The organism is Thiemannella venezuelensis (assembly GCF_014203605.1).
GTDB lineage: Bacteria > Actinomycetota > Actinomycetes > Streptosporangiales > Streptosporangiaceae > Planomonospora_A > Planomonospora_A venezuelensis.
On sequence record NZ_JACHJJ010000018.1, the window covers coordinates 51,908 to 70,001 of the forward strand.

At 74.8% G+C, this 18,094-nt stretch carries 15 protein-coding genes; 5 read left to right on the plus strand and 10 right to left on the minus strand.

Annotated features, from left to right (window positions below):
- The first annotated feature begins 48 nt into the window (after positions 1 to 48).
- On the plus strand, positions 49 to 693 hold the full coding sequence (locus FHS22_RS24200) for a PaaI family thioesterase (protein ID WP_184945153.1): 645 nt from the start codon (positions 49 to 51) through the stop codon (positions 691 to 693).
- A 149-nt stretch (positions 694 to 842) separates the two neighbouring features.
- Here FHS22_RS24200 and FHS22_RS24205 read toward each other — a convergent pair whose 3' ends face one another.
- From FHS22_RS24205 to FHS22_RS24235, 7 genes are all read right to left on the minus strand, one after another.
- Entirely contained in the window at positions 843 to 2,570 is a 1,728-nt protein-coding gene (locus tag FHS22_RS24205) for an alpha/beta hydrolase (RefSeq protein WP_184945154.1), read from the minus strand.
- Positions 2,571 to 2,633: 63 nt separating this feature from the next.
- On the minus strand, positions 2,634 to 3,383 hold the full coding sequence (locus FHS22_RS24210; RefSeq protein WP_184945156.1) for a glucose 1-dehydrogenase: 750 nt from the start codon (positions 3,381 to 3,383) through the stop codon (positions 2,634 to 2,636).
- A gap of 28 nt (positions 3,384 to 3,411) precedes the next feature.
- Positions 3,412 to 5,634: an acetate--CoA ligase family protein gene (locus FHS22_RS24215; protein ID WP_184945158.1), complete on the minus strand. Its 2,223-nt coding sequence runs from the start codon at positions 5,632 to 5,634 to the stop codon at positions 3,412 to 3,414.
- A 51-nt stretch (positions 5,635 to 5,685) separates the two neighbouring features.
- Positions 5,686 to 7,254, minus strand: a complete 1,569-nt coding sequence (locus tag FHS22_RS24220; protein WP_184945159.1) for a class I adenylate-forming enzyme family protein — start codon at positions 7,252 to 7,254, stop codon at positions 5,686 to 5,688.
- A 46-nt stretch (positions 7,255 to 7,300) separates the two neighbouring features.
- A complete protein-coding gene (locus FHS22_RS24225; RefSeq protein ID WP_184945161.1) occupies positions 7,301 to 7,648 on the minus strand; it encodes a VOC family protein in 348 nt (115 codons plus the stop codon).
- Positions 7,645 to 8,007, minus strand: a complete 363-nt coding sequence (locus FHS22_RS24230; protein ID WP_184945163.1) for a Zn-ribbon domain-containing OB-fold protein — start codon at positions 8,005 to 8,007, stop codon at positions 7,645 to 7,647. Before FHS22_RS24230 ends, FHS22_RS24225 begins: the two co-directional genes overlap by 4 nt.
- A 31-nt stretch (positions 8,008 to 8,038) precedes the next feature.
- Entirely contained in the window at positions 8,039 to 9,823 is a 1,785-nt protein-coding gene (locus FHS22_RS24235; RefSeq protein ID WP_184945165.1) for a serine/threonine-protein kinase, read from the minus strand.
- 192 nt (positions 9,824 to 10,015) lie between these two features.
- Between FHS22_RS24235 and FHS22_RS24240 the strand changes: the two genes are divergently transcribed.
- Together FHS22_RS24240 and FHS22_RS24245 are read left to right on the plus strand one after the other, a co-directional pair.
- Positions 10,016 to 10,636: an isochorismatase family protein gene (locus tag FHS22_RS24240; RefSeq protein ID WP_184945167.1), complete on the plus strand. Its 621-nt coding sequence runs from the start codon at positions 10,016 to 10,018 to the stop codon at positions 10,634 to 10,636.
- Entirely contained in the window at positions 10,636 to 11,373 is a 738-nt protein-coding gene (locus FHS22_RS24245; RefSeq protein WP_184945320.1) for an SDR family NAD(P)-dependent oxidoreductase, read from the plus strand. Before FHS22_RS24240 ends, FHS22_RS24245 begins: the two co-directional genes overlap by 1 nt.
- Positions 11,374 to 11,462: 89 nt before the next feature.
- Here the strand turns inward: FHS22_RS24245 and FHS22_RS24250 are convergent, their stop codons facing one another.
- Positions 11,463 to 12,776, minus strand: a complete 1,314-nt coding sequence (locus FHS22_RS24250) for a serine hydrolase domain-containing protein (protein WP_338047912.1) — start codon at positions 12,774 to 12,776, stop codon at positions 11,463 to 11,465.
- Between the two features lie 31 nt (positions 12,777 to 12,807).
- On the opposite strand from FHS22_RS24250, the gene FHS22_RS24255 reads away from it, so the two are divergent.
- Positions 12,808 to 13,731, plus strand: a complete 924-nt coding sequence (locus FHS22_RS24255; protein WP_184945169.1) for a cyclase family protein — start codon at positions 12,808 to 12,810, stop codon at positions 13,729 to 13,731.
- A 177-nt stretch (positions 13,732 to 13,908) separates the two neighbouring features.
- Positions 13,909 to 15,408, plus strand: coding sequence for an EAL domain-containing protein (locus FHS22_RS24260; protein ID WP_184945171.1), 1,500 nt, complete (start codon positions 13,909 to 13,911; stop codon positions 15,406 to 15,408).
- A 15-nt stretch (positions 15,409 to 15,423) separates the two neighbouring features.
- Here FHS22_RS24260 and FHS22_RS24265 read toward each other — a convergent pair whose 3' ends face one another.
- Positions 15,424 to 16,911, minus strand: a complete 1,488-nt coding sequence (locus tag FHS22_RS24265; RefSeq protein ID WP_184945173.1) for an AMP-binding protein — start codon at positions 16,909 to 16,911, stop codon at positions 15,424 to 15,426.
- A 25-nt stretch (positions 16,912 to 16,936) separates the two neighbouring features.
- A complete protein-coding gene (locus tag FHS22_RS24270; protein WP_184945175.1) occupies positions 16,937 to 17,995 on the minus strand; it encodes an LLM class flavin-dependent oxidoreductase in 1,059 nt (352 codons plus the stop codon).
- Between the last annotated feature and the right edge of the window lie 99 nt (positions 17,996 to 18,094).

Here is an 18,094-nt window from a genome sequence, read left to right on the forward strand (position 1 = left end):
GCCCTCGCCAGAACGGCGTTCTGTAGAACGTAGTTCTAATATAGGTCCATGACGATCGAACTCGCCCCCGCAGAGGACGAAGAGGACGCCGAAGCAAAGCTCGCCGCGCTGTCCGCGCTCAGCGGGCAGGTCCGGGACCTGGTCGACGCGGTCGTGCTCACGGACGTCGCGGAAAGCGAGATCACCGCCGTCACCGCAGAGCTGGCCGCCCTGACCGATCGCCTGCACGCGCTCCGGCGTGCCACACCGCGGTCGTTCGAGCTCGGCCCCGACGGCGTCCCCCGTCACGCGGGCAACGCGGTGACCGGCTCGGCCAACCCGCACGCGCTCCCGCTGGTCATCGAGACCACCCCGGAGCGGACGGTCCGCGCCGAGCTGAGCTTCCGGCCGACCCACGAGGGCCCGCCCGGCACGGTCCACGGCGGCGTCAGCGCGATGATCCTCGACCACCTGCTGGGCCAGGCCGTGGCGGTGGCCGGTTTCCCCGGGATGACCGGGACCCTCACCATCCGCTACCGCGGGCGGGTGCCGTACGGCGAGCCGCTGCTGGCCACCGCCGAGCACACCCGGTCGGAGGGGCGCAAGAACTGGGTCGACGGGCGCATCGCGCTGCCCGGCGGGACCGTGCTCGTCGAGGCGACCGGCCTGTTCATCACCCCGTCCGCCTGGATCGAGCAGCAGCGCCCGGTGTGACGGGCGGGCGCGCCGATCCTTCCCGCGCGGGAGGCCGCCGTCCGGGGGACGTCCGGCGTGACGGGAGACCGCATGCCACGAGGAGGTCCGGCGGAGGCCCGGAGCACGGGCCCTCCGCCGGGTCTCGGGGGCTCACGGGTCCCGGGGTCTCAGACGGGGATCCGCGCGGTGAAGGGCCGGCCGCCGAAACTGCCGGAGACGGGGACGGGGTCCAGCGGGCGGAACGCGGGCCAGGACAGGACGGTCTCGGCGCCGCCGGCGGTCAGCCGGGCGGTGGCCGTACCGTCCGGGTTCAGGACGACCTGGCCGCTCACCGTCAGATCGTTCACGAAGCGCACCTCCTCGAGGCGGATCGTCGCGGCCTTGTCGTCGAAGACCAGCCTCCCGCCGCGCAGGCCGGGCTCCTCCGTCAGCCGCCGGTACGACCCCGATCCCGGGTCGCGCCGGACCAGCGCGTCGGCGGCGGTGGCGAACGCGGCGACGACGCGCCGGTCGAGGTCCCCGGCGTCCGGAAGATCCTCCGCCGTCCGGGGGAACGACCTGAGCGCACGGTAGCTCGACACGTCGCAGGAGCGGGGGAGCGCGCCGGTCCGGGCGAGGAACGACCGCAGCGCCCGGCGGGCGCAGTCCGTGCCGAGCGTCGTGCTGTGGCCGCCGCCGGCGACACGGATCAGGTCGCCGTGCGGGAAGTACCGGGCGACCTCGTCGGGACGGTGGGTGTCGTAGTCCCCGGCGACGGTCGCGGTCGGCACGTCGGGGTGATCGGCGCGGGGCGGGACCGGCGGGTTGTCGCGGGGCGTGGGCCAGTGGACGCACCAGTCGGCCCACCCGGTCGATCCGCCCAGTTCGGCGACGGTGAACGGCCTCATGGGCCGCTTCTTCGCGTAGAAACGCTCCAGTTGGCGCTCGCGCTCGGCGGCCGGGGCGTCCCGGTCGAACGGGAACCTCGCGTCACCGCACTTGTAGGAGAGCAGGCCGGCGAAGCCGGGCCCGCGCAGCGGCGGGACCGGGGCCGCGGCGGCGGCCTCGGCCAGGCGGCGCAGCGGCAGCGGGTCGCCGCGCAGGTAGGCCGCGGCGGCCGCGTTGAGCTCGCGGCCGAACACCGGCTCGTAGAGGCGGGGCAGCATGCCCTGCAACGTCGGCATGGAGATCGCCGGGTCCGGCCGGTCACGCAGCCGCCGGACGAGCGCCGACCAGGTCGCCGCGCAGTCGCGGGACGAGCGGCAGGTCAGCTCCAGCAGGTCGGTCCGGGCCCGGACGGGCTCGATCGCGTAGCCGTCCCTGCCCACCGGGACGACGCTGTCGAGGAACACCCCGGCGGTGCTGCCGGGAAAGCGGGCGGCGTAGGCCTGGGCGAACAGGGTGCCGTAGGAGATGCCGTAGAACGTCACCTCGGACAGGCCCAGGGCCCTCCTGACCGCGTCCATGTCGGCGACGGCCTGGTCGGTGGTGAAGAACCGGCTGCGCGGGCCCAGACGGGCGGCGCACGCGGTGATGGTCTCCGGACGGCCGAGGTCCAGTCCGGGGCAGTCGAGCGGGCTGGACGCGCCCAGCCCGCGCGGCTCGACGACCAGCAGGTTCTGCCGGTCGACCGTGCGTTCCAGCGTGGGGAGCATCGGCAGGGCCGGCAGCGGGCCCCCGGGGTTGGCGAGGACGGTGGAGGTGGCGCCCTTCCTGGGCACCCAGGCGAAGGCGACCTCGATCCGCTCCGATCCGGGGTCGCTCCAGTCGAGCGGAACCTGGATCCGGCCCTCGCACCGCTGCGCGGCGGCGGCACACGGATGGGCGGGAGGCGCCGGGGGAGGCGGCGGGGATTCGGGAGGTACGGCGAGCAGCCCGGTGAACAGAGCTACGGCCGTGACAGTCGTCCGTAACATCCACCGCGCCTTCCCCGGGCGCGCGGGGGTAAACGCCTGCCCGCCGCGGAGTCTCCGGCGGTGTCAGTAGCCGGCGCCGGTGAGCATGCCCCCGTCGACCGTGAACTCGCTCCCGGTGCAGTAGCTCGACCGGTCCGAGGCCAGGAACGCCACCACGTGCGAGACCTCGACTGGCTGGGCGAAGCGCTTGATGACCATGGACTTGATGAAGGCCTCGGCGTCCACCTCGGCCGTGATCTCCGGGTCCGCGACCATCGAGGTGTTGATGGCGCCCGGGTGCACGGAGTTCACCCGGATCTTGAAGCGGGCGAGCTCGCGGGCGGCCGCCTTGGTCACGCCGCGCACGCCGAACTTGGAGGCGGCGTAGGCGGACATGCCCTCGGCGCCGATGAAGCCCTCGACCGAGGAGATGTTCACGATCGAGCCGCGGCCGGCCGCCTTCATCGGCTCGATCACGGACTTGATCCCGAGCCAGGTGCCCTTGAGGTTCACGTCCAGGATCCGGTCGTACTCCTCCAGCGTCATGTCCGCGATACGACGGAATTTCAGGATTCCGGCGTTGTTGACCAGGACGTCGAGCCTGCCGTACGCCTCGACCGCGGCGCCCACCGCCCGCTCCCACTCCCCGGGGTCCGTCACGTCGTGGTGGACGAAGAGCGCCCCCGTCTCCTCGGCGAGCGCCTTGCCCTCCTCGTCCAGCACGTCGCCGAAGGCGACCCGCGCGCCCTCGGCGAGGAACAACCGGACATGCGCCGCGCCCATGCCCCGCGCGCCCCCGGTGACCAGCGCGACCTTGCCGTCCAGCAGACCCATCTCGAAGCTCCTCGTGTGCCGTGGTGATTCAGGTGGCCGACATGAAACGCCGGGCGGCGGCGACGGCCACCGCCGCGGCCTCCATCGACCGGTAGACGGGGATCCCGGCCCCGGCCGCGATCTCCCGGACCTCGTCCTCGACCCCGTACGGCGCGCACTCGCCGTTCCGGGTGACCAGGGTGATCCTGACCCCGGGCAGTTCCTCCTGCGCCCGGGCCAGGGCGCGCGCGTAGGCGTACAGGGGGTCGGCCGAGGTCCCGTAGGTGAAGAAGCTCTGCACGTTGACGTGGGCCACGACGTCCGGGTAGGGCCGCCGCGCCACGATCGCCGCGACGGCCTCCCGCACGAGGTCCGGCCGTCCCCGCGGGCCGACCGGGATCTCCAGCGGGTTGGCGAGCGAGCTGCCCACCCCGATCCCGAGGGCCCCCAGCCCCTCCAGCGCCTCCTGCGGCAGCGCGTCCAGCGAGAGCCCGGCGCCGTCGAACACGTCCGCGGCCAGCACGCTGGCCCCTCCGCTCGGCCCGATCACCAGCACCCCGGCGCCGCCTCCGGGGGCGGACAGGCGGGCGGCGTGGGCCTGGAAGAAGGACAGGGCGCCGATCAGGTCGTCCTGACCGGTGACGAGGGCGGCGCGGGCCTGGTCGGCGAGGGAGCGCCAGATCCGGGCGTCGCCCACCATGCCTCCGGTGTGGGAGGCGGCGGCGCGGCGGCCCTGGCCGCTCCGCCCGCCGACCAGCAGCACTACCGGCAGGCGGCCGCGCACCGACATCAGCGCCTCGAACAGGGCCCGCCCGCCCCTGGGGTCCTCCAGGTACATGCCGACGGCCGAGGTGTGCTCGTCGGCGGCCAGCCAGCGCAGCAGCTCGGCGGGGGTCACGTCGGCGGCGTTGCCCACCGTCGCCACCCGGCTGAACGCCAGCCCGCGCCGCTCGCCGACCTTGACGACCTCCCCGGCCAGCCCGCCGCTCTGCGAGACCAGCGCGATGCGGCCCGCGGGCCCCTGCTCGCCGCCGACGAACGTCTGACCGCCGCGCGGGCTGTAGACGCCCATGCAGTTCGGCCCGAGCAGCCGGGACCCGGCCTCCCCGGCGGCCCGCACGAGCTCGGCCTCCAGCTCCGGATGCCCGGCCTCGCCGAACCCGCCGCTCATCACCTGGACGAACGGGATGCCGCGGGCCTGCCGTACGACCTCGGCGCACCGCCCGGCGGGTACGGCGACCAGCGCGTAGTCGGCGTCGGCCTCGGCCAGCGACGGCACCGCGGGCACCCCGCCGATCTCGCCGGCCTCCGGGTGCACCGCCACCAGCGGCACCCCGGTGGCCTTGTAGAACTCCAGGAACATGTTGCCGAAGTTCGGCCTGCTCGTGGACGCGCCCACCACGGCCACCGCCCGGGGTTCGAACAACGCCGTGAAGTCCGTCCCCGGCCCGCCGCCCGTCCGGCCGCCGCGGGGGTCCTGGGCGGAGCCGGGGGGACCTGCATGGCGGCGGGGCCGGACGGCGGCCGGTCCGCCGTCCGGTGGACCGGCGGGCAGGTAGCGGGCGTCGACCGCGATGACGCCCTTCTCGGTGGCGATCACCGGGTTGAGCTCGAACTCGCCGAGCTCCAGGCGCTCCCAGAGACCGCCCGCCCCGCCGACCGTGAGCAGCAGCTCCACCAGGGCGTCCACGTCCGCGGCCGGGCGGCCCCGGTAACCGTGCAGCAGGGACGAGCCGCGCAGCGAGGCCAGCATCTCCCGGGCGTCGCCCTCCGACACCGGGCACAGGCGCAGGGCCGTGTCGCGCACGGCCTCGGTCCAGACGCCGCCGAGTCCGGCCAGCAGCACCGGCCCGAACCCGGGGTCGTCCACGACGCCGACGATCAGCTCGACCCCGGGCGCGGCCTGCTCCTCGACGAGGAACCCGCCGGGCGTGATGCCCTGGGCGAGGAGCGACTCCAGCATCCCGGCCGCCGCGGTGCCGGCCTCGGCCGCGCCGCCGAGTGCCAGCCGTACCGCGCCGGCGTCCGACTTGTGCACCAGACCGGGCCCGTAGGCCTTGAGGACGAGCGGGGGGACCAGCTCCCGGGCCGCCCCGGCGACCGCGGCGGCCACGGCCTCGCCCCGCGCACCGGTCCCGCCCCCGGCGCCGGCCGCCGCCCCGGCGTTCCGCGGTGCGGCGAGGGCCTCACGGGGGACGGCCACCGCGGCGCCGCGCGGCACCGCCACCCCGGCCTCGCGCAGCAGCGCCTTGACCTCGTGCTCGGGGATCATACGGTCCTCTCTCCCGGCGGATCGGGGCCCGGCCGGGCCGTTGCGGGACGGTCAGCCGATCAGGTGCCGGTACTTCTCGCGGATCTCGCGGCGGAGCAGCTTCCCCGGCCCGCCCGAGGCGTCCTGGAAGTGGGGGAGCTCCTCGGCGACCACGATGCGGTCCGGCCGCTGGTGCGCGGGGAGCGACTCGGCCAGCGCGAGCGCGAGCTTCGACGGGTCGAGCGAGTGCCCGGCCCGGGGGACCACCGCGAGCAGGATCCTCTGCTCGGCGGCGTCGGCGCCCTCGACGTGCGCGGGCACGCCCACCGCCCCGGCCTCCGCCACGTCGTCGAGGGCCACCGCGGCCTCCTCGATCGCCGACGGCTGCGACCACGCGCCGCCCTTGAGGACGGCGTCCTCGCGGCGGCCGAGCACGGTCAGGTTCCCGTCCGCTGAGAGCACGCCCAGGTCCCCGCCGACGTACCACTCGCCGCGCAGGACCTCGGCGGTCTTGTCGGGCAGCCCGTCGTACCCGGCCATCCGGTGCGGTCCCGCCAGGTTGATCTCGCCGGTCTCGCCGACCAGGCGGCGGCCGTCCGGGCCGGTGATCCGTACGGCGTTGCCGGTGCGGGCCCGGCCGGAGGAGCCCAGCGGCGTGCTGCCGTCGTCGACCCGGCCGAAGCAGGTGTAGGGGGCCTCGGTCTGGCCGTAGTAGCAGTAGACGCCCGCCTCCGGCAGCCGCTCCTTCATCCTGGCCAGCAGGGCGGCCGGGAGCGGCTCGCCGCCGAGCATGATGACCCGCAGCGAGGACAGGTCGGCGGAGGCGTGCTCGTCGGAGCCGAGCAGCGCCGCGTAGAACGACGGGATCTGCGAGACGTGCGTGACCCTCTCGCGCGGGACGACCTTCAGGAAGTTCGCCGGTCCCCAGTCCTGCTCCAGCACCAGCCGCATCCCGGCGTAGAGGGCGGGTCCGACCAGGGCGGGGAAGCCGATGCCCCAGATGATCGCGCCGGTGCCGAGCACCGACTCCTCCGAGCGCGGCACGTCCAGCCAGATCTGCGCGGTGGCCAGGGCCGAGGCGTGGGTGTGCACCACGGCCTTGGGCAGGCCTGTGGTGCCGGAGGTGTAGTAGAGCGCCAGCGGGTCGTCGCCGGACGCGCCGGGCACGGGCTCCTCCTCGGCGGCTCCGGTGCTCAGCGCGTCCAGGTCCACCGCGTCGTCGCCGGGGCCGCCGACCTTGATCCAGGTGGTGATCCCGGGCAGTTCCGGCCGGATCTGCGCGACGACCTGCTCGACCGTCGAGTCGTAGACGAACGCGGTCGCTCCGGAGGCGGCGACGACCGCCTGGAGCGTCTCCACCGGCCAGTACGGGTTGAGCGCCGCGGTGACCGCGCCCAGTTTGGCCGCCGCCAGGTAGACCTCGGCCACGTGCAGTGTCTCGTTGAGCAGCGCCGCCACCCGGCGCCCCGGTCCGACCCCGGCCTCGGCCAGCGCGTGGACGCGCCGGTTGACGACCCGGTTCAGCTCCTCGTAGGTGAAGCTCTGCGTGCCGCAGTAGGTGAGCGCCACCCGGTCCGGGGTGCGCAGGGCGCCCGCGGTGAGGATGGCGTAGGCGTAGTTGCCGTAGGGGGATCGCGCCATGGTGGCCTCCGGTCGGCTTGCGGGTGGGGGAGGGAGCGGGTGCCGGCTACGGCCGGCGGGACGAGTAGAGGACGAAGGCGTTGCCCGACGGGTCGCGCAGCACGGCGCGGATCTCGTGCGGCCCGGTCTCGGGCTCGCGCACGACCTCGGCTCCCGCCCCCGCGAGCTCCCGTACGGCCAGCGCCACGTCGCCGACCTTGTAGGACGGCGCGGTGGCGGCCCCGGCGACCTGCTCGGCGGCCGAGACGAGCGCGACCGTGGCGCCCCCGCCGTCCAGGGCCGCGAACCGGTCGCCGTCGCGGAACCTGACCGCCAGCCCGAGCGCGCCGGAGTAGAAGGCGATCGCCGCCTCCAGGTCGTCGACGGGGACGAGGACGTTGCCGAGCTTGCTCACGCTGGTCTCCACTGGGGTAGGTCGTCGGCGAAGGTCACGCGCACCGGCATGCCGATCCGCACCCGTTCGGGCGGGCACCCCACCACCTGCCCGAACGCGCGCACCCCTTCGGGCAGGTCGATCCAGGCCAGCACGTACGGCTCCCGCCCCCGGAACTCCGGGACGAAGGAGCGGTGGACCACGGTGAACGTGTGCACGGCGCCGTGGCCCGAGACGGGTTCGTAGACGAGGTCGGCGCCGCCGCAGCGGGGGCACTCGGGAGCGGGCAGGTGCACCCGCCGGGCGCAGGCCGTACAGCGCTGGACGAGCAGCTCGCCGCGCCGGCAGGCGTCCCAGTAGGTGAGCGTGTCACTGGCCATCGATCGCCAAGCTAGCGCACGCTTGGTTTGCTCACAAGGTGTGGTAGCCGCCGGATTCGTCCCGGCCCGCCGGGTCCTGCCCCTGATCCCCGGCCGGGCCCTCCGGCGGGCCGTCCCCGGCGCCGCCCTCCCGGTCGGTCCCGGGGCCCTCTCCCGGATCGCTCTCCGGCTCGCCCTCCGGGTCGCCGGTGGGCGGGCCGGAGAGCGATCCGGACGGGGAGCCGCCCGGCTCCGGGCACGGCTCGCCGGGAACCTCCACGAGGAGGGAGCTCGCGCCGCCGGGGGCCTGAGGCGAGGTGGCGGCGGTGACCCGGCGGTAGAGGGTCTGCCCGCAGGGGGGATCGGCGAAGACGTGCGGGATCCGCTGGACGTAGGTCTCGGAGCCGGAGAGCGTGACGGTGCGGGCGGCCATCTCCGTGAGCCGGTCGGGGTCCGGCCCTTCGGCGAATCCGGCGGTGAGGACGACCTCCGCCGCGGTGGAGGCGCGCAGGGCGATCGTGGCGCCGTCCCCGTCGACCCCGGCGACGGCCAGGCCGCTGACCCCGTGCCGGGGGGCGGGAGGCGTCGGCCCGCCGGTGGGGGACGGGGATCCGGCGGGCGTCCGGGCTTCCCCGGTCGGATCCGGCGGCGCCGGAGGCGGGTTCACCGGGACGGCCGAGACGCTCCTCGGCGGCGGCGTGGCGGCCGGGCGGACGGGGGCGGAGGACCGCGGGGACGCGGGCCGGTCGGCGGCGACGTTCCGCGAGCGCTCCGTGGCCCCGGAGGGGGCGGGGGAACCGGACCGGGGTCCCGCCGTGCCCTCCGGCGCGCCCGCCCCGCCCGCGGAGTCCGGCCCCGGCCGCGGCGTGAAGACCGCGTCGGAGGCGAGCGGGTCGGCCGGCCGGTCGGCGGCGACCAGCGCGGCGGTGACCGCGACGGCCGCCGCGCCCGCGACGAGCGCCAGCCGCGCCCCCGGCCGCCGGCTCCGCCACTGGCCGTGCCGCCAGAGCCCCGCGGCACGGCCCGCGGCGCGGGCGGCCGGGCCGGCCGGCGGCGCCGCGGGCCGTGCCAGCGGGAAGTCCAGGGCGAGCAGGGTGGCCCGCTCGGCCAGCCGCCGCCGCCCGCGCTGCTCCCACTCCGGCCCGCAGGCGGCGAGTGCGGCCACGTCGAGCTCCGCGGCGAACGTCCGGGCCGTCGGCGGCCGGTCCGCCGGGTTCTCCGCGGTGCCGCGCGCGACCAGCCGCCACACCGGCCCCGGGATCGCCTGCGGGAGGGCCGGGCCCGGCGTCCCGGCGAGGTCCGCCGGCCGCGGGGCGCGCCCGGTGAGGCATTCGAGGAACACCCGGGCCGCCGCGTACAGGTCGGCCGCCGCGCTCCCGGCCGGGGCGCCGAGGCCGAAGTCCGAGAGCTTCGTGTTCCCGTCCGCCTGGACCAGCACGTTCTCCGGCCTGCAGCCGCGGTGCACGACGCCCCGCGAATGCGCCTTCGCCAGGCCCAGCAGCACGTCCTTGAACAGGGCCAGCGCCGCCTCGGGGCCCGTCGCGCCACCGGTGGAGAGGATCCTCCGGAGCGGGACGCCGTCGACCAGCTCCATCACGATCGCGGCGTCGAGCACGTCCTCGTAGTACTCGTACAGCCGGACCACGTTGGGGTGGTCGAGGTCGACCAGGGTGCGCGCGTCCCGGCGGAAACGCGCCACGGACAGGCGGTCGTCCTTCATGGCGGAGTTCAGGTACTTGATGGCCACGTAGGCGCCGGTTCCGGTGTAAGTGGCCAGCACGACGCGGCCACCGCCCCCGGTGCCGAGCTCTCGAACCTCGCGGTATCCCGGAACCATGCAGTCCCCTCCCGAGTGCCGTCGCCTTGTTCGACGGTCTCACCCGGGGCGCCGGTTGTCATGCTTCGCGAACTTTGGCGGAGTGTGATCCGAGTATCACGTCGAGTGGAGAGCCGTGTGCTCCGTCCCGTGTTACGCTCTGCCCACATAACCAAGCAAGCGCTCGTGTCATTTCGCGGGTGTGGAGGTCGCATGCCGGTCGATCTGGGAGCCCTGGCCCCGCCGGGGCGCAGCGCGGTTCTGGTCATGGAGATGCAGCGCGGGGTCGCCGGCGACCTGACGCGGTTCCCGGAACTGGTGGAGGTCTGCGAGCGCCGGGGCGTGGCGGAGAACGCCGCGGCGGTCCTGGCCGCCGCGCGCGCCGCAGGGGTCCCGGTGATCCACTGCACCGCCGCCTTCCGCGCCGACCGCGCCGGATCGCACACCGCCAACTGCCCGTTCGTGACCGCGCTGCTGAAGGACCCCGCCCACATGCTGGAGGGCACCGGCGCGGTCGAGGTCCTGCCGGCCCTGCTCGGCCCCGGGGACCTGGAGTCGCGCCGCTACCACGGCTTCTCGCCGTTCACCGGCACCTCGCTGGACACGACCCTGCGCTCGCTGGGCGTCTCGACCGTCGTCGCCACCGGCCTCTCGCTCAACCTGGGCATCCCCGGCCTCGCCCTGGAGGCGGTGAACCTGGGCTACCGGGTGGCGGTGGTGACCGACGCGGTGGCGGGGGTCCCGGACGACTACGCGCAGGCCGTGCTGCGGAACACCGTCAGCCTGCTGGCCGCGAGGGTGACCGCCGCCGAGGTGGCGGAGGCCTGGAAGTGATGCGGGGCATGGGCCTGGACGGCAGGACCGCCGTCGTCACCGGCGGAGCCGGCGCCATCGGCACCGCCATCTGCCGGGACCTCGCCTCCCTCGGCGCCCGCGTCGTCGTCGCCGACATCGACGGGCCCGGGGCCGCCGCGACCGCCGCCGCCCTCGCCGGGGCCACGCACCTGGCGGTGGACCTGGCGGACCCGGCCTCCATCGAGGAGTTCTGCGGCCGGACGGGGCCGGTGGACATCCTGGTGCACAACGCCGGGGTGTCGATCGTGGAGCCGTTCGTCACCGGCGATCCGGAGCACTGGGAGCTGATGTGGCGGATCAACCTGCGGGCGCCGATGCTGCTCACCAGGCTCCTGCTGCCCGGCATGACCGAGCGGGGGTGGGGGCGGCTGGTCTTCATATCCTCGGACGGCGCGCGGGCCGGGTCCGGCGGCGAGGGCGCCTACGCGGCGACGAAGGCGGGCCTGTTCGGCCTGGCCAAGACCCTCGCCAGGGAGGCCGCGCGGGGGAACGTGACCTCCAACGTGGTCTGCCCGGGGCCGACCGACACCCCGATGCTGCGCAGGATCGACGCCGAGAAGCCGGGACTGGTCGACAAGATCGCCAGAGGCATCCCGCTGCGCAGGCTCGGCGCTCCCGAGGACGTCGCCGGACTCGTCGCCTACCTCTGCACCGACAGGGCGGCCTACGTCACGGGCCAGACCCTGTCGGTCAGCGGGGGCGTCACGATGCATTGATCGGGGCGCCGGGCGGGGGAGGCTCCGCCGTCCGCGCGGGGGCGCACGCCCCGGTCACCCTCACGGCGTGCGCCCCCGGGCGGGCGGTCTCACCGCCCGAGCGCGTCGTAGACGGCCTCGGCCAGGCGGTAGGCGCGCAGGCTGCCGGAGACGGCGCCGGCCATTCTGTTCATCGTGTACGCCATGGCCAGGCCGTGCTCCACGTCTCCCAGGCCGAGGGACCCGCCCATGCCGGTGTGGCCGAAGGCGGTCCCGGCGCCCCGGGCCGGGGTGAGGAAGGTCAGGGACGGGCGCATGTAGCCCAGGCCGAAGGAGCTGTCGACGAACAGCACCCGGTCCGGCCCCTCGACGCGGCGGCGCACGGCGTCGTGGAGCGTCTCGGGGCGCAGGATCCGCCCGGCGACCAGCTCCCGGTAGAAGCCGGCCAGACCGCGGGCCGTGGTGACGGCGCCCATCGCCGGCCAGCCCGCCCGCAGGATGACCGGGTGGTTGGCGCCGCCGGCCAGCCGGTGGATCGGCGGGTTGCCCAGGGCGCGGTTCATCAGGCTGCCGGCGTCCATGGAGGCCCTGGCCATCTCGTAGAGCGGGTCGCCCGGCCCCTGCCCCGGCAGCCCGGCCGCCGCGGAGCCCCCGCCGCCGGGGCCGTCTCCGGAGGCCGGGACCCCGGCGTCGGTCTCCGCCGGAGCGGGCGGCTCCCCGGTCCCGGGCCGTCCGGCGCCCCCCGGCCCGGCGCGCTCCCCGGCGGACAGGCGCGCCGCCCGCGCCGCCACGTCGTCCGGGGCGCCGACCCAGAGCTCCAGCCCCGCGGGGCCGGCGATCTCGGCGGCGGTGATCTCGCCCACGGTCTTGCCCGACACCCGGCGGACCACCTCGCCCAGCAGGAACCCGTAGGTCAGCGCGTGGTAGCCGTGCGCCGTTCCCGGCTCCCAGATCGGCGCCTGGCGGGCCAGCCGGTCGGCGATGGCGGCCTGGTCCTCGAACTCCTCCGGCGGGACCGGATCCTCGATCGCCGGCAGCCCAGCCTGGTGGGTGAGCAGGTGCAGCGTGGTGATCCGCTCCTTGCCGCCGCGGGCGAACCCGGGCCAGACGTCGGCGACCGGGGCGGCGAGGTCGAGCAGTCCGCGCTCGGCCAGCAGCAGGACCGCCGTCGCGGTCACCGCCTTGGTGCACGAGTAGGCCAGCACGGGGGTGTCGCGCTCCCAGGCGCGCCCGGTGCGCCGGTCGGCGACGCCGCCCCACAGGTCCACGACCGGCTCGCCGTCCAGCTGGACGGCGAACGCCGCGCCGAGCTCCTCACCGTCGGCGAAGTGCCGGTCGAACACCTCGCGCACCCGGGAGAACCGGGGATCGCACCACCCGTCCGTCCGCACCCCGGGAGAGCCCGGGACCTCGTCATCCGCCACTGTGACCCGCCTCGTGAAAGTGAGCAATCGCTTGGTTGATCAGCCTAGCAACTGGGGGCGCTTCGGCCCAGACGACCAGCGCGGGACCCTGAACCTGCTGACCCCGGCCACGGTCCTCGCCGCCCTCGCCTCGGCCGCGACCGGACAGGTGATCAGCCTGGCCATGCCGATCAGGGGGGCCACCTCCTCGCCCGCTCCCACGACGGTCCCGCACCTGCGGGGCCGCCCGCTCCCGCAGCATTTCATGTCGGTGGACGGCGGCGACTACGCCGCCGGCACCCGCCCCGTCGGGGCCGGGCTCAGGATGGCGGACGACGCCGTCGTCGTCACCCCGCACGGCACCACCACCCACATGGACGCGCTGTGCCACATGTGGGCGGGGGAGGAGCTCTACAACGGCCACCCCGCCGCCCGGGTCAGATCGTACGGCGCGACCCGCTGCGGCATCGAGCACGCCGGCGGCGTCGTCGCCAGGGGGGTGCTCTTCGACGTCCCCCGGCATCTCGGCCTCGACCGCCTGCCCGCGGGCTTCCGGATCTCCGGGGAGCTCCTGGAGGAGATCCGCGGCGAGGTGCGTCCCGGTGACGTGGCCGTGGTCCGCACCGGCTGGCCGCTGGCCTGGCAGAGCTCCCCCGAGGAGTACTGGTCGGGACAGCCCGGCCTGTCGGCGGACGGGGGCCGCTGGCTCGCCGCCCGGGACGTCGCGATGGTCGCCTCCGACAACGCCGCCATCGGCGGCCTCAACGCCCGCCAGCTCGCCGACGAGGACCTGGCGGACGACCTCCACCTGATCCTGCTCTGGCGGCACGGCATCCACCTGGCCGAGATGCTCTGGCTGGAGGAACTGTCCGAGGCGTGCGCGGGCCGTACGGGCGGGGACTTCGTCTTCGTGGCCGCCCCCCTCAAGATCGAGGGAGGGACCTGCAGCCCCATCAACCCGCTCGCGATCCTCTGAACCGGGCAGGCCGGAGGATTCGCACGATCCCATCCGTTTTCGGGTCAGGTGGCGGGGGCCGCGGCCGATGAGACGACGCAGGCCGGAACCTGCCGTACCGCCGCCGGGGATGTGCCACCGGGCGGCGCGTGGAGTGAAGAGCCTCCCGGCACGCGCGTCCCGAGGAGGGGACCGACCATGGCAGAAGACCGTTCCACCCGGTGGATCCTCTGGGAGCGCCCGGAGGAGGACCGTCCCGGCTTCAACCCGGGGACGCTGTGGGGGAAGAAGCGATCCGACCAGCAGGACGCCCCGGCTCCCCCCGCCCCGGTTCCCCCCGCCCCGGTTCCCCCCGCCCCGGCCGCCCACGCCGGGACGTCGTCGACGACCCTGAGCACGTCGCAGCTGCGGCCCTCGCACGAGCAGCCGGTGGGGATCACCCAGCACACCGACCTGATCACCCGCATCATCGAGAACCGGCTGGTCGAGGTCGAGTTCCAGCCGGTCCTCGACGTGGTGCACAACCAGGTGGTGGGCTTCGAGGCGCTCAGCCGCGGCCCGCGGGACACGCCGCTGCGCGCCCCGGACCGGCTGTTCGCCGCGGCCCGCGCGGTGGGCCGCGCGGGCGAACTGGACTGGATCTGCCGCGCGGAGGCGTTCCGCCAGATGCTCGCCCGCAAGATGCCCGGCGCGGTCTCGCTGTTCGTCAACGTCGCCGCCGACTCGCTGATCGTGGAGTGCCCTGAGGACCTGCTCCCGGTGGTGTGGGAGGCGACCCGGCAGCTGCGGGTGCTGGTCGAGCTCTCCGGCGAGGCGATGGACCGCCACCCCCGGCAGGTGCTGGAGACGGTACGGCGCGCCCGGGCCGCGCGGTGGGGGGTGTCGATCGGGGACATCGAGTTCAGCCCGGCGGGCCTGGCGATGCTGCCGGTGCTCGAACCCGACGTGGTCAAGCTGGACCACTACCTGCTCACCAACGGCCGGGCGTACATGGGCCAGGCGCTGGCGGCGGCGCTGAGCGAGGCCCAGCACAGCCGGGCGACGCTGCTGGTGGAGAACGTCGAGGACCAGTCGGGCCACCTGATGGGCCGCAGCCTGGGCGGGAACTACCAGCGCGGCTACTTCCACGGCCGCCCCGGAGAGCTGCCCGACACGGTGCCCCAGCCCAGGGCGCCCATCCGGCTGCGCGAGGCCCCGCCGGAGCAGGAGTCCTCCTACTGGGACCTGGCCGTCGAGGCGGGCGCGCACGTGTCCAGCGGGCTGAGCTGGGAGGAGATCAACACTCTCACCCTCACTCTGGCCGGGCCCATCGCCCAGGCGCCGGTCCCGCCGGTCATCGGGTTCCTGCTGCCCGACGGCCACGGCTGGAACGCCGAGCTGGCCGTCATCTACCGCGTCCTGCTGGCCCGCTGCCCGCTGGTGCTGGTGCTGGGCTCGGACGTGGCGCAGCACGGCAACTGGCGGGTCCGGGGGGCGAACCTGCCGGGCGGCCACCCGCTGCTGAGCCACGGCTTCCTGATCGCGCTGTCGTCCAGCTCCGCGCTGGTGGTGCTGTCCCGGCAGCAGGACGCCGCCAAGGACCTGTGGGAGGTGGCCATCAGCGAGAGCTCCGAGCTGGCCCGGCAGCTCCTGCGCCACTCCACGGACCTCCTCGACGTCCTGGAAGGCGGGGTGCGCCACAACGCCGAGGCGGAGTGACGCACCCGCGGGCCGTCAGGAGCCGGGGTAGTTGCCGCCGCCGTAGGCGGCGTCGAGGGCGTCGTAGTCGGGGGTGAAGCCCTTCTTCGGAATGGACGCGGCGAACTCGACGTGCCGGGGCTTCTTGTAGGAGGCGAGCGCCCCCTTCACGTGCTCGGCGATCTCCTCCGCGGAGGCGGTCCCGCCGTCCTTCAGCACCACGACGGCCTTCACGGCCTGGTGCCACCGCTCGTCGGGCACGCCGATGACCGCGGCGTCGGCGACGGCGGGATGGGTCCTCAGCGCCCGCTCGACCTCGGCCGGGTAGACGTTCTCGTTACCGGACTTGATCATGCGCAGCCGGGGCCCGACGAAGGTGATCGTGCCGTCGGCCTCGCGGCGGCCGAGGTCGCCGGTGTGGTGCCAGCCGCCCCGGCTCCTGGCCTCGTTCAGCTCCGGCCGGTTGAAGTAGCCGGAGAAGAGCGACTTGCCGCGTGCGCAGATCTCCCCGGTCTCGCCCGGCGGGACCTCGCTCCCGTCCGGGGCGAGGATGCGGACCTGGACCAGCGGTGACGGCCGCCCGGCGAACCCGGCGGCGTCCGGGGCCAGGCCGAGGAAGGTCAGCATGCCGCCCACCTCGGTCTGGCCGTACCCGCCCATCTTGGAGCGGCACCACGGGGAGTCGTCCACGGTCGTCATCGCGTCCCACTCGGCGGAGTGCGAGACGAAGCGCAGCGAGGACAGGTCGTACTTGCCGCCCGCGTTGGCCGCCACCACGGCGTCGATCATCTGGCCGAAGAGGAACGCCTGGGTGACCTTCTCGGCGTCGACCAGGCGGCAGACCTCCTCGGCGTCGAACGCCGGCGTGAACACGTTGGTGCCGCCGATCTGGAGCGTGGCCAGGCAGAACATCATCGTGCCGACGTGGAAGAGCGGGCCGTTGTTCAGGAAGGTGAACCCCGGCTCCATCTGCCGGACCACCAGCAGCGAGGCGCTGTGCGCGACGAGCGCGGCGCTGCTGAGCAGGGCCGCGTTCGGGCGGCCGTCGAAGGCGGCGGTGTAGAGCGCCAGGACCGGGGCCGCGTCGTCGCCGGACTCCGGTACGGCCTCGGCGGATCCGCCCGCGAGGAACTCCTCGTAGTCGGCGCCCGCGGCGATCCAGCCGTCCCCGCTGAGCGGGCCGGCGGTCTCGGAGCGCTCCCAGACCACGGCCTTCGGCGCCAGGTCGTCCAGCACGAAGGCCAGCTCGTCGGCCGACTGCCGCCAGTTGGCCGGGCAGAAGACCGCGCCGAGCCGGGACGAGGCGAGCAGCAGCTCCAGCACCGCGTGCGAGTTCTGGCCGAGCCAGAGCACCCGCTCCCCGGCCGCGACCCCCCGGGCGGCCAGCGCGTTCGCCAGGCGGGTGACCCGCGCGTCGAGTTCGGGATAGGTGAGCCGTACCTCGCCGTCCACCACCGCGGTCACCTGCGGGCGGCTGCGGGCGTGCTCGGCGAGGACGTCGGACAGGGTCAGCTGGTGGATCATCGCGCCTCCTGGGGGGACGGGGGAATCACTGGAACGCGGGCATGACCTCGGCGGCGAAGAACCGCATGACCTTCTTCATGTCGTCCAGCGGCATCGGCCGGGTGCTGCCGAAGTCGCAGAGCAGGTTGGCGAAGCCGGCGTCCTCGAGGATCCTGATCTGGCCGATCACCCGCTCCGGGTCGCCGATGACCTCCAGCTGCTCCCAGCGGAAGTCGTTGGAGACCGAGCCGCCCTTGAGATAGCGGTCCTGGTAGTACTCGAAGCCCTGGGCGGCCTTGCCGGTCCTCGGGTCGATCGGCGCGCTCTTCTCGTTGAAGATCCGGGCCCGGTCGAACATCGCCTCGAAGCGCGCCTGGTCCTCGCGGGCCTGCTCGGCGGTGGGGGCGACGTAGACGCTGCGGGCGACGACCAGCTCCGCCTTGGCCACGTCGTGCCCGGCCCGCTCCGCGGTCTCCCGCCAGGTCTGCGCGGCCTGCACCACCTTGCGGAACGGCGCGGCGGGGTCGGCGAGGACGGGCAGTCCGCGCTCGGCGTACATGGTCACGGTCTCCGGGGAGACCGCGGCGACGTGGACCGGCGGGTGCGGGTCCTGCACGGGCCGGGGGACCAGCTCCACCTCCGCGCCGGTCCGGTAGAACTTGCCCTCGTGCCGGAGGACCGGCTCGGTCCACAGGCCGAGGATCACCTCCAGCGCCTCGTTGAACCGGTCGCGGGCCTCGGCCAGGTCGATGCCGAAGCCCTCGAACTCGAAGCTCTGGTAGCCGCGCCCGATACCCAGCTCCAGCCGCCCGCCGGAGAGCAGGTCCACCATGGCCGCCTCCTCGGCGACGTGGACCGGGTTGTGCAGCGGCAGGACCACGATCCCGGTGCCCAGCCGGAGCCGCTCGGTCCGGGCCGCCAGGTGGGAGAGCATCGTGAACAGGTTCGGCACCACCCCGTAGTCGCGGAAGTGGTGCTCGGCCAGCCGCACCCCGGTGAAGCCCAGCTCCTCGGCGAGTTCGGCCAGCTCCAGGTGGTAGTCGTAGACCTCCTTGAAGCTCTGGCCGTCGAACCGGTGGAAGAGGTGGAAGGTCGAGAACTTCATCGGCGTCCCCTGGCGGTCGTCTCGGTGTGTCCCGTGCCGCGCTCCGGGTACGGCTGGCCGTACGAAACCAAGCGCTCGCTTGGGAGCGTATCAGTGCCC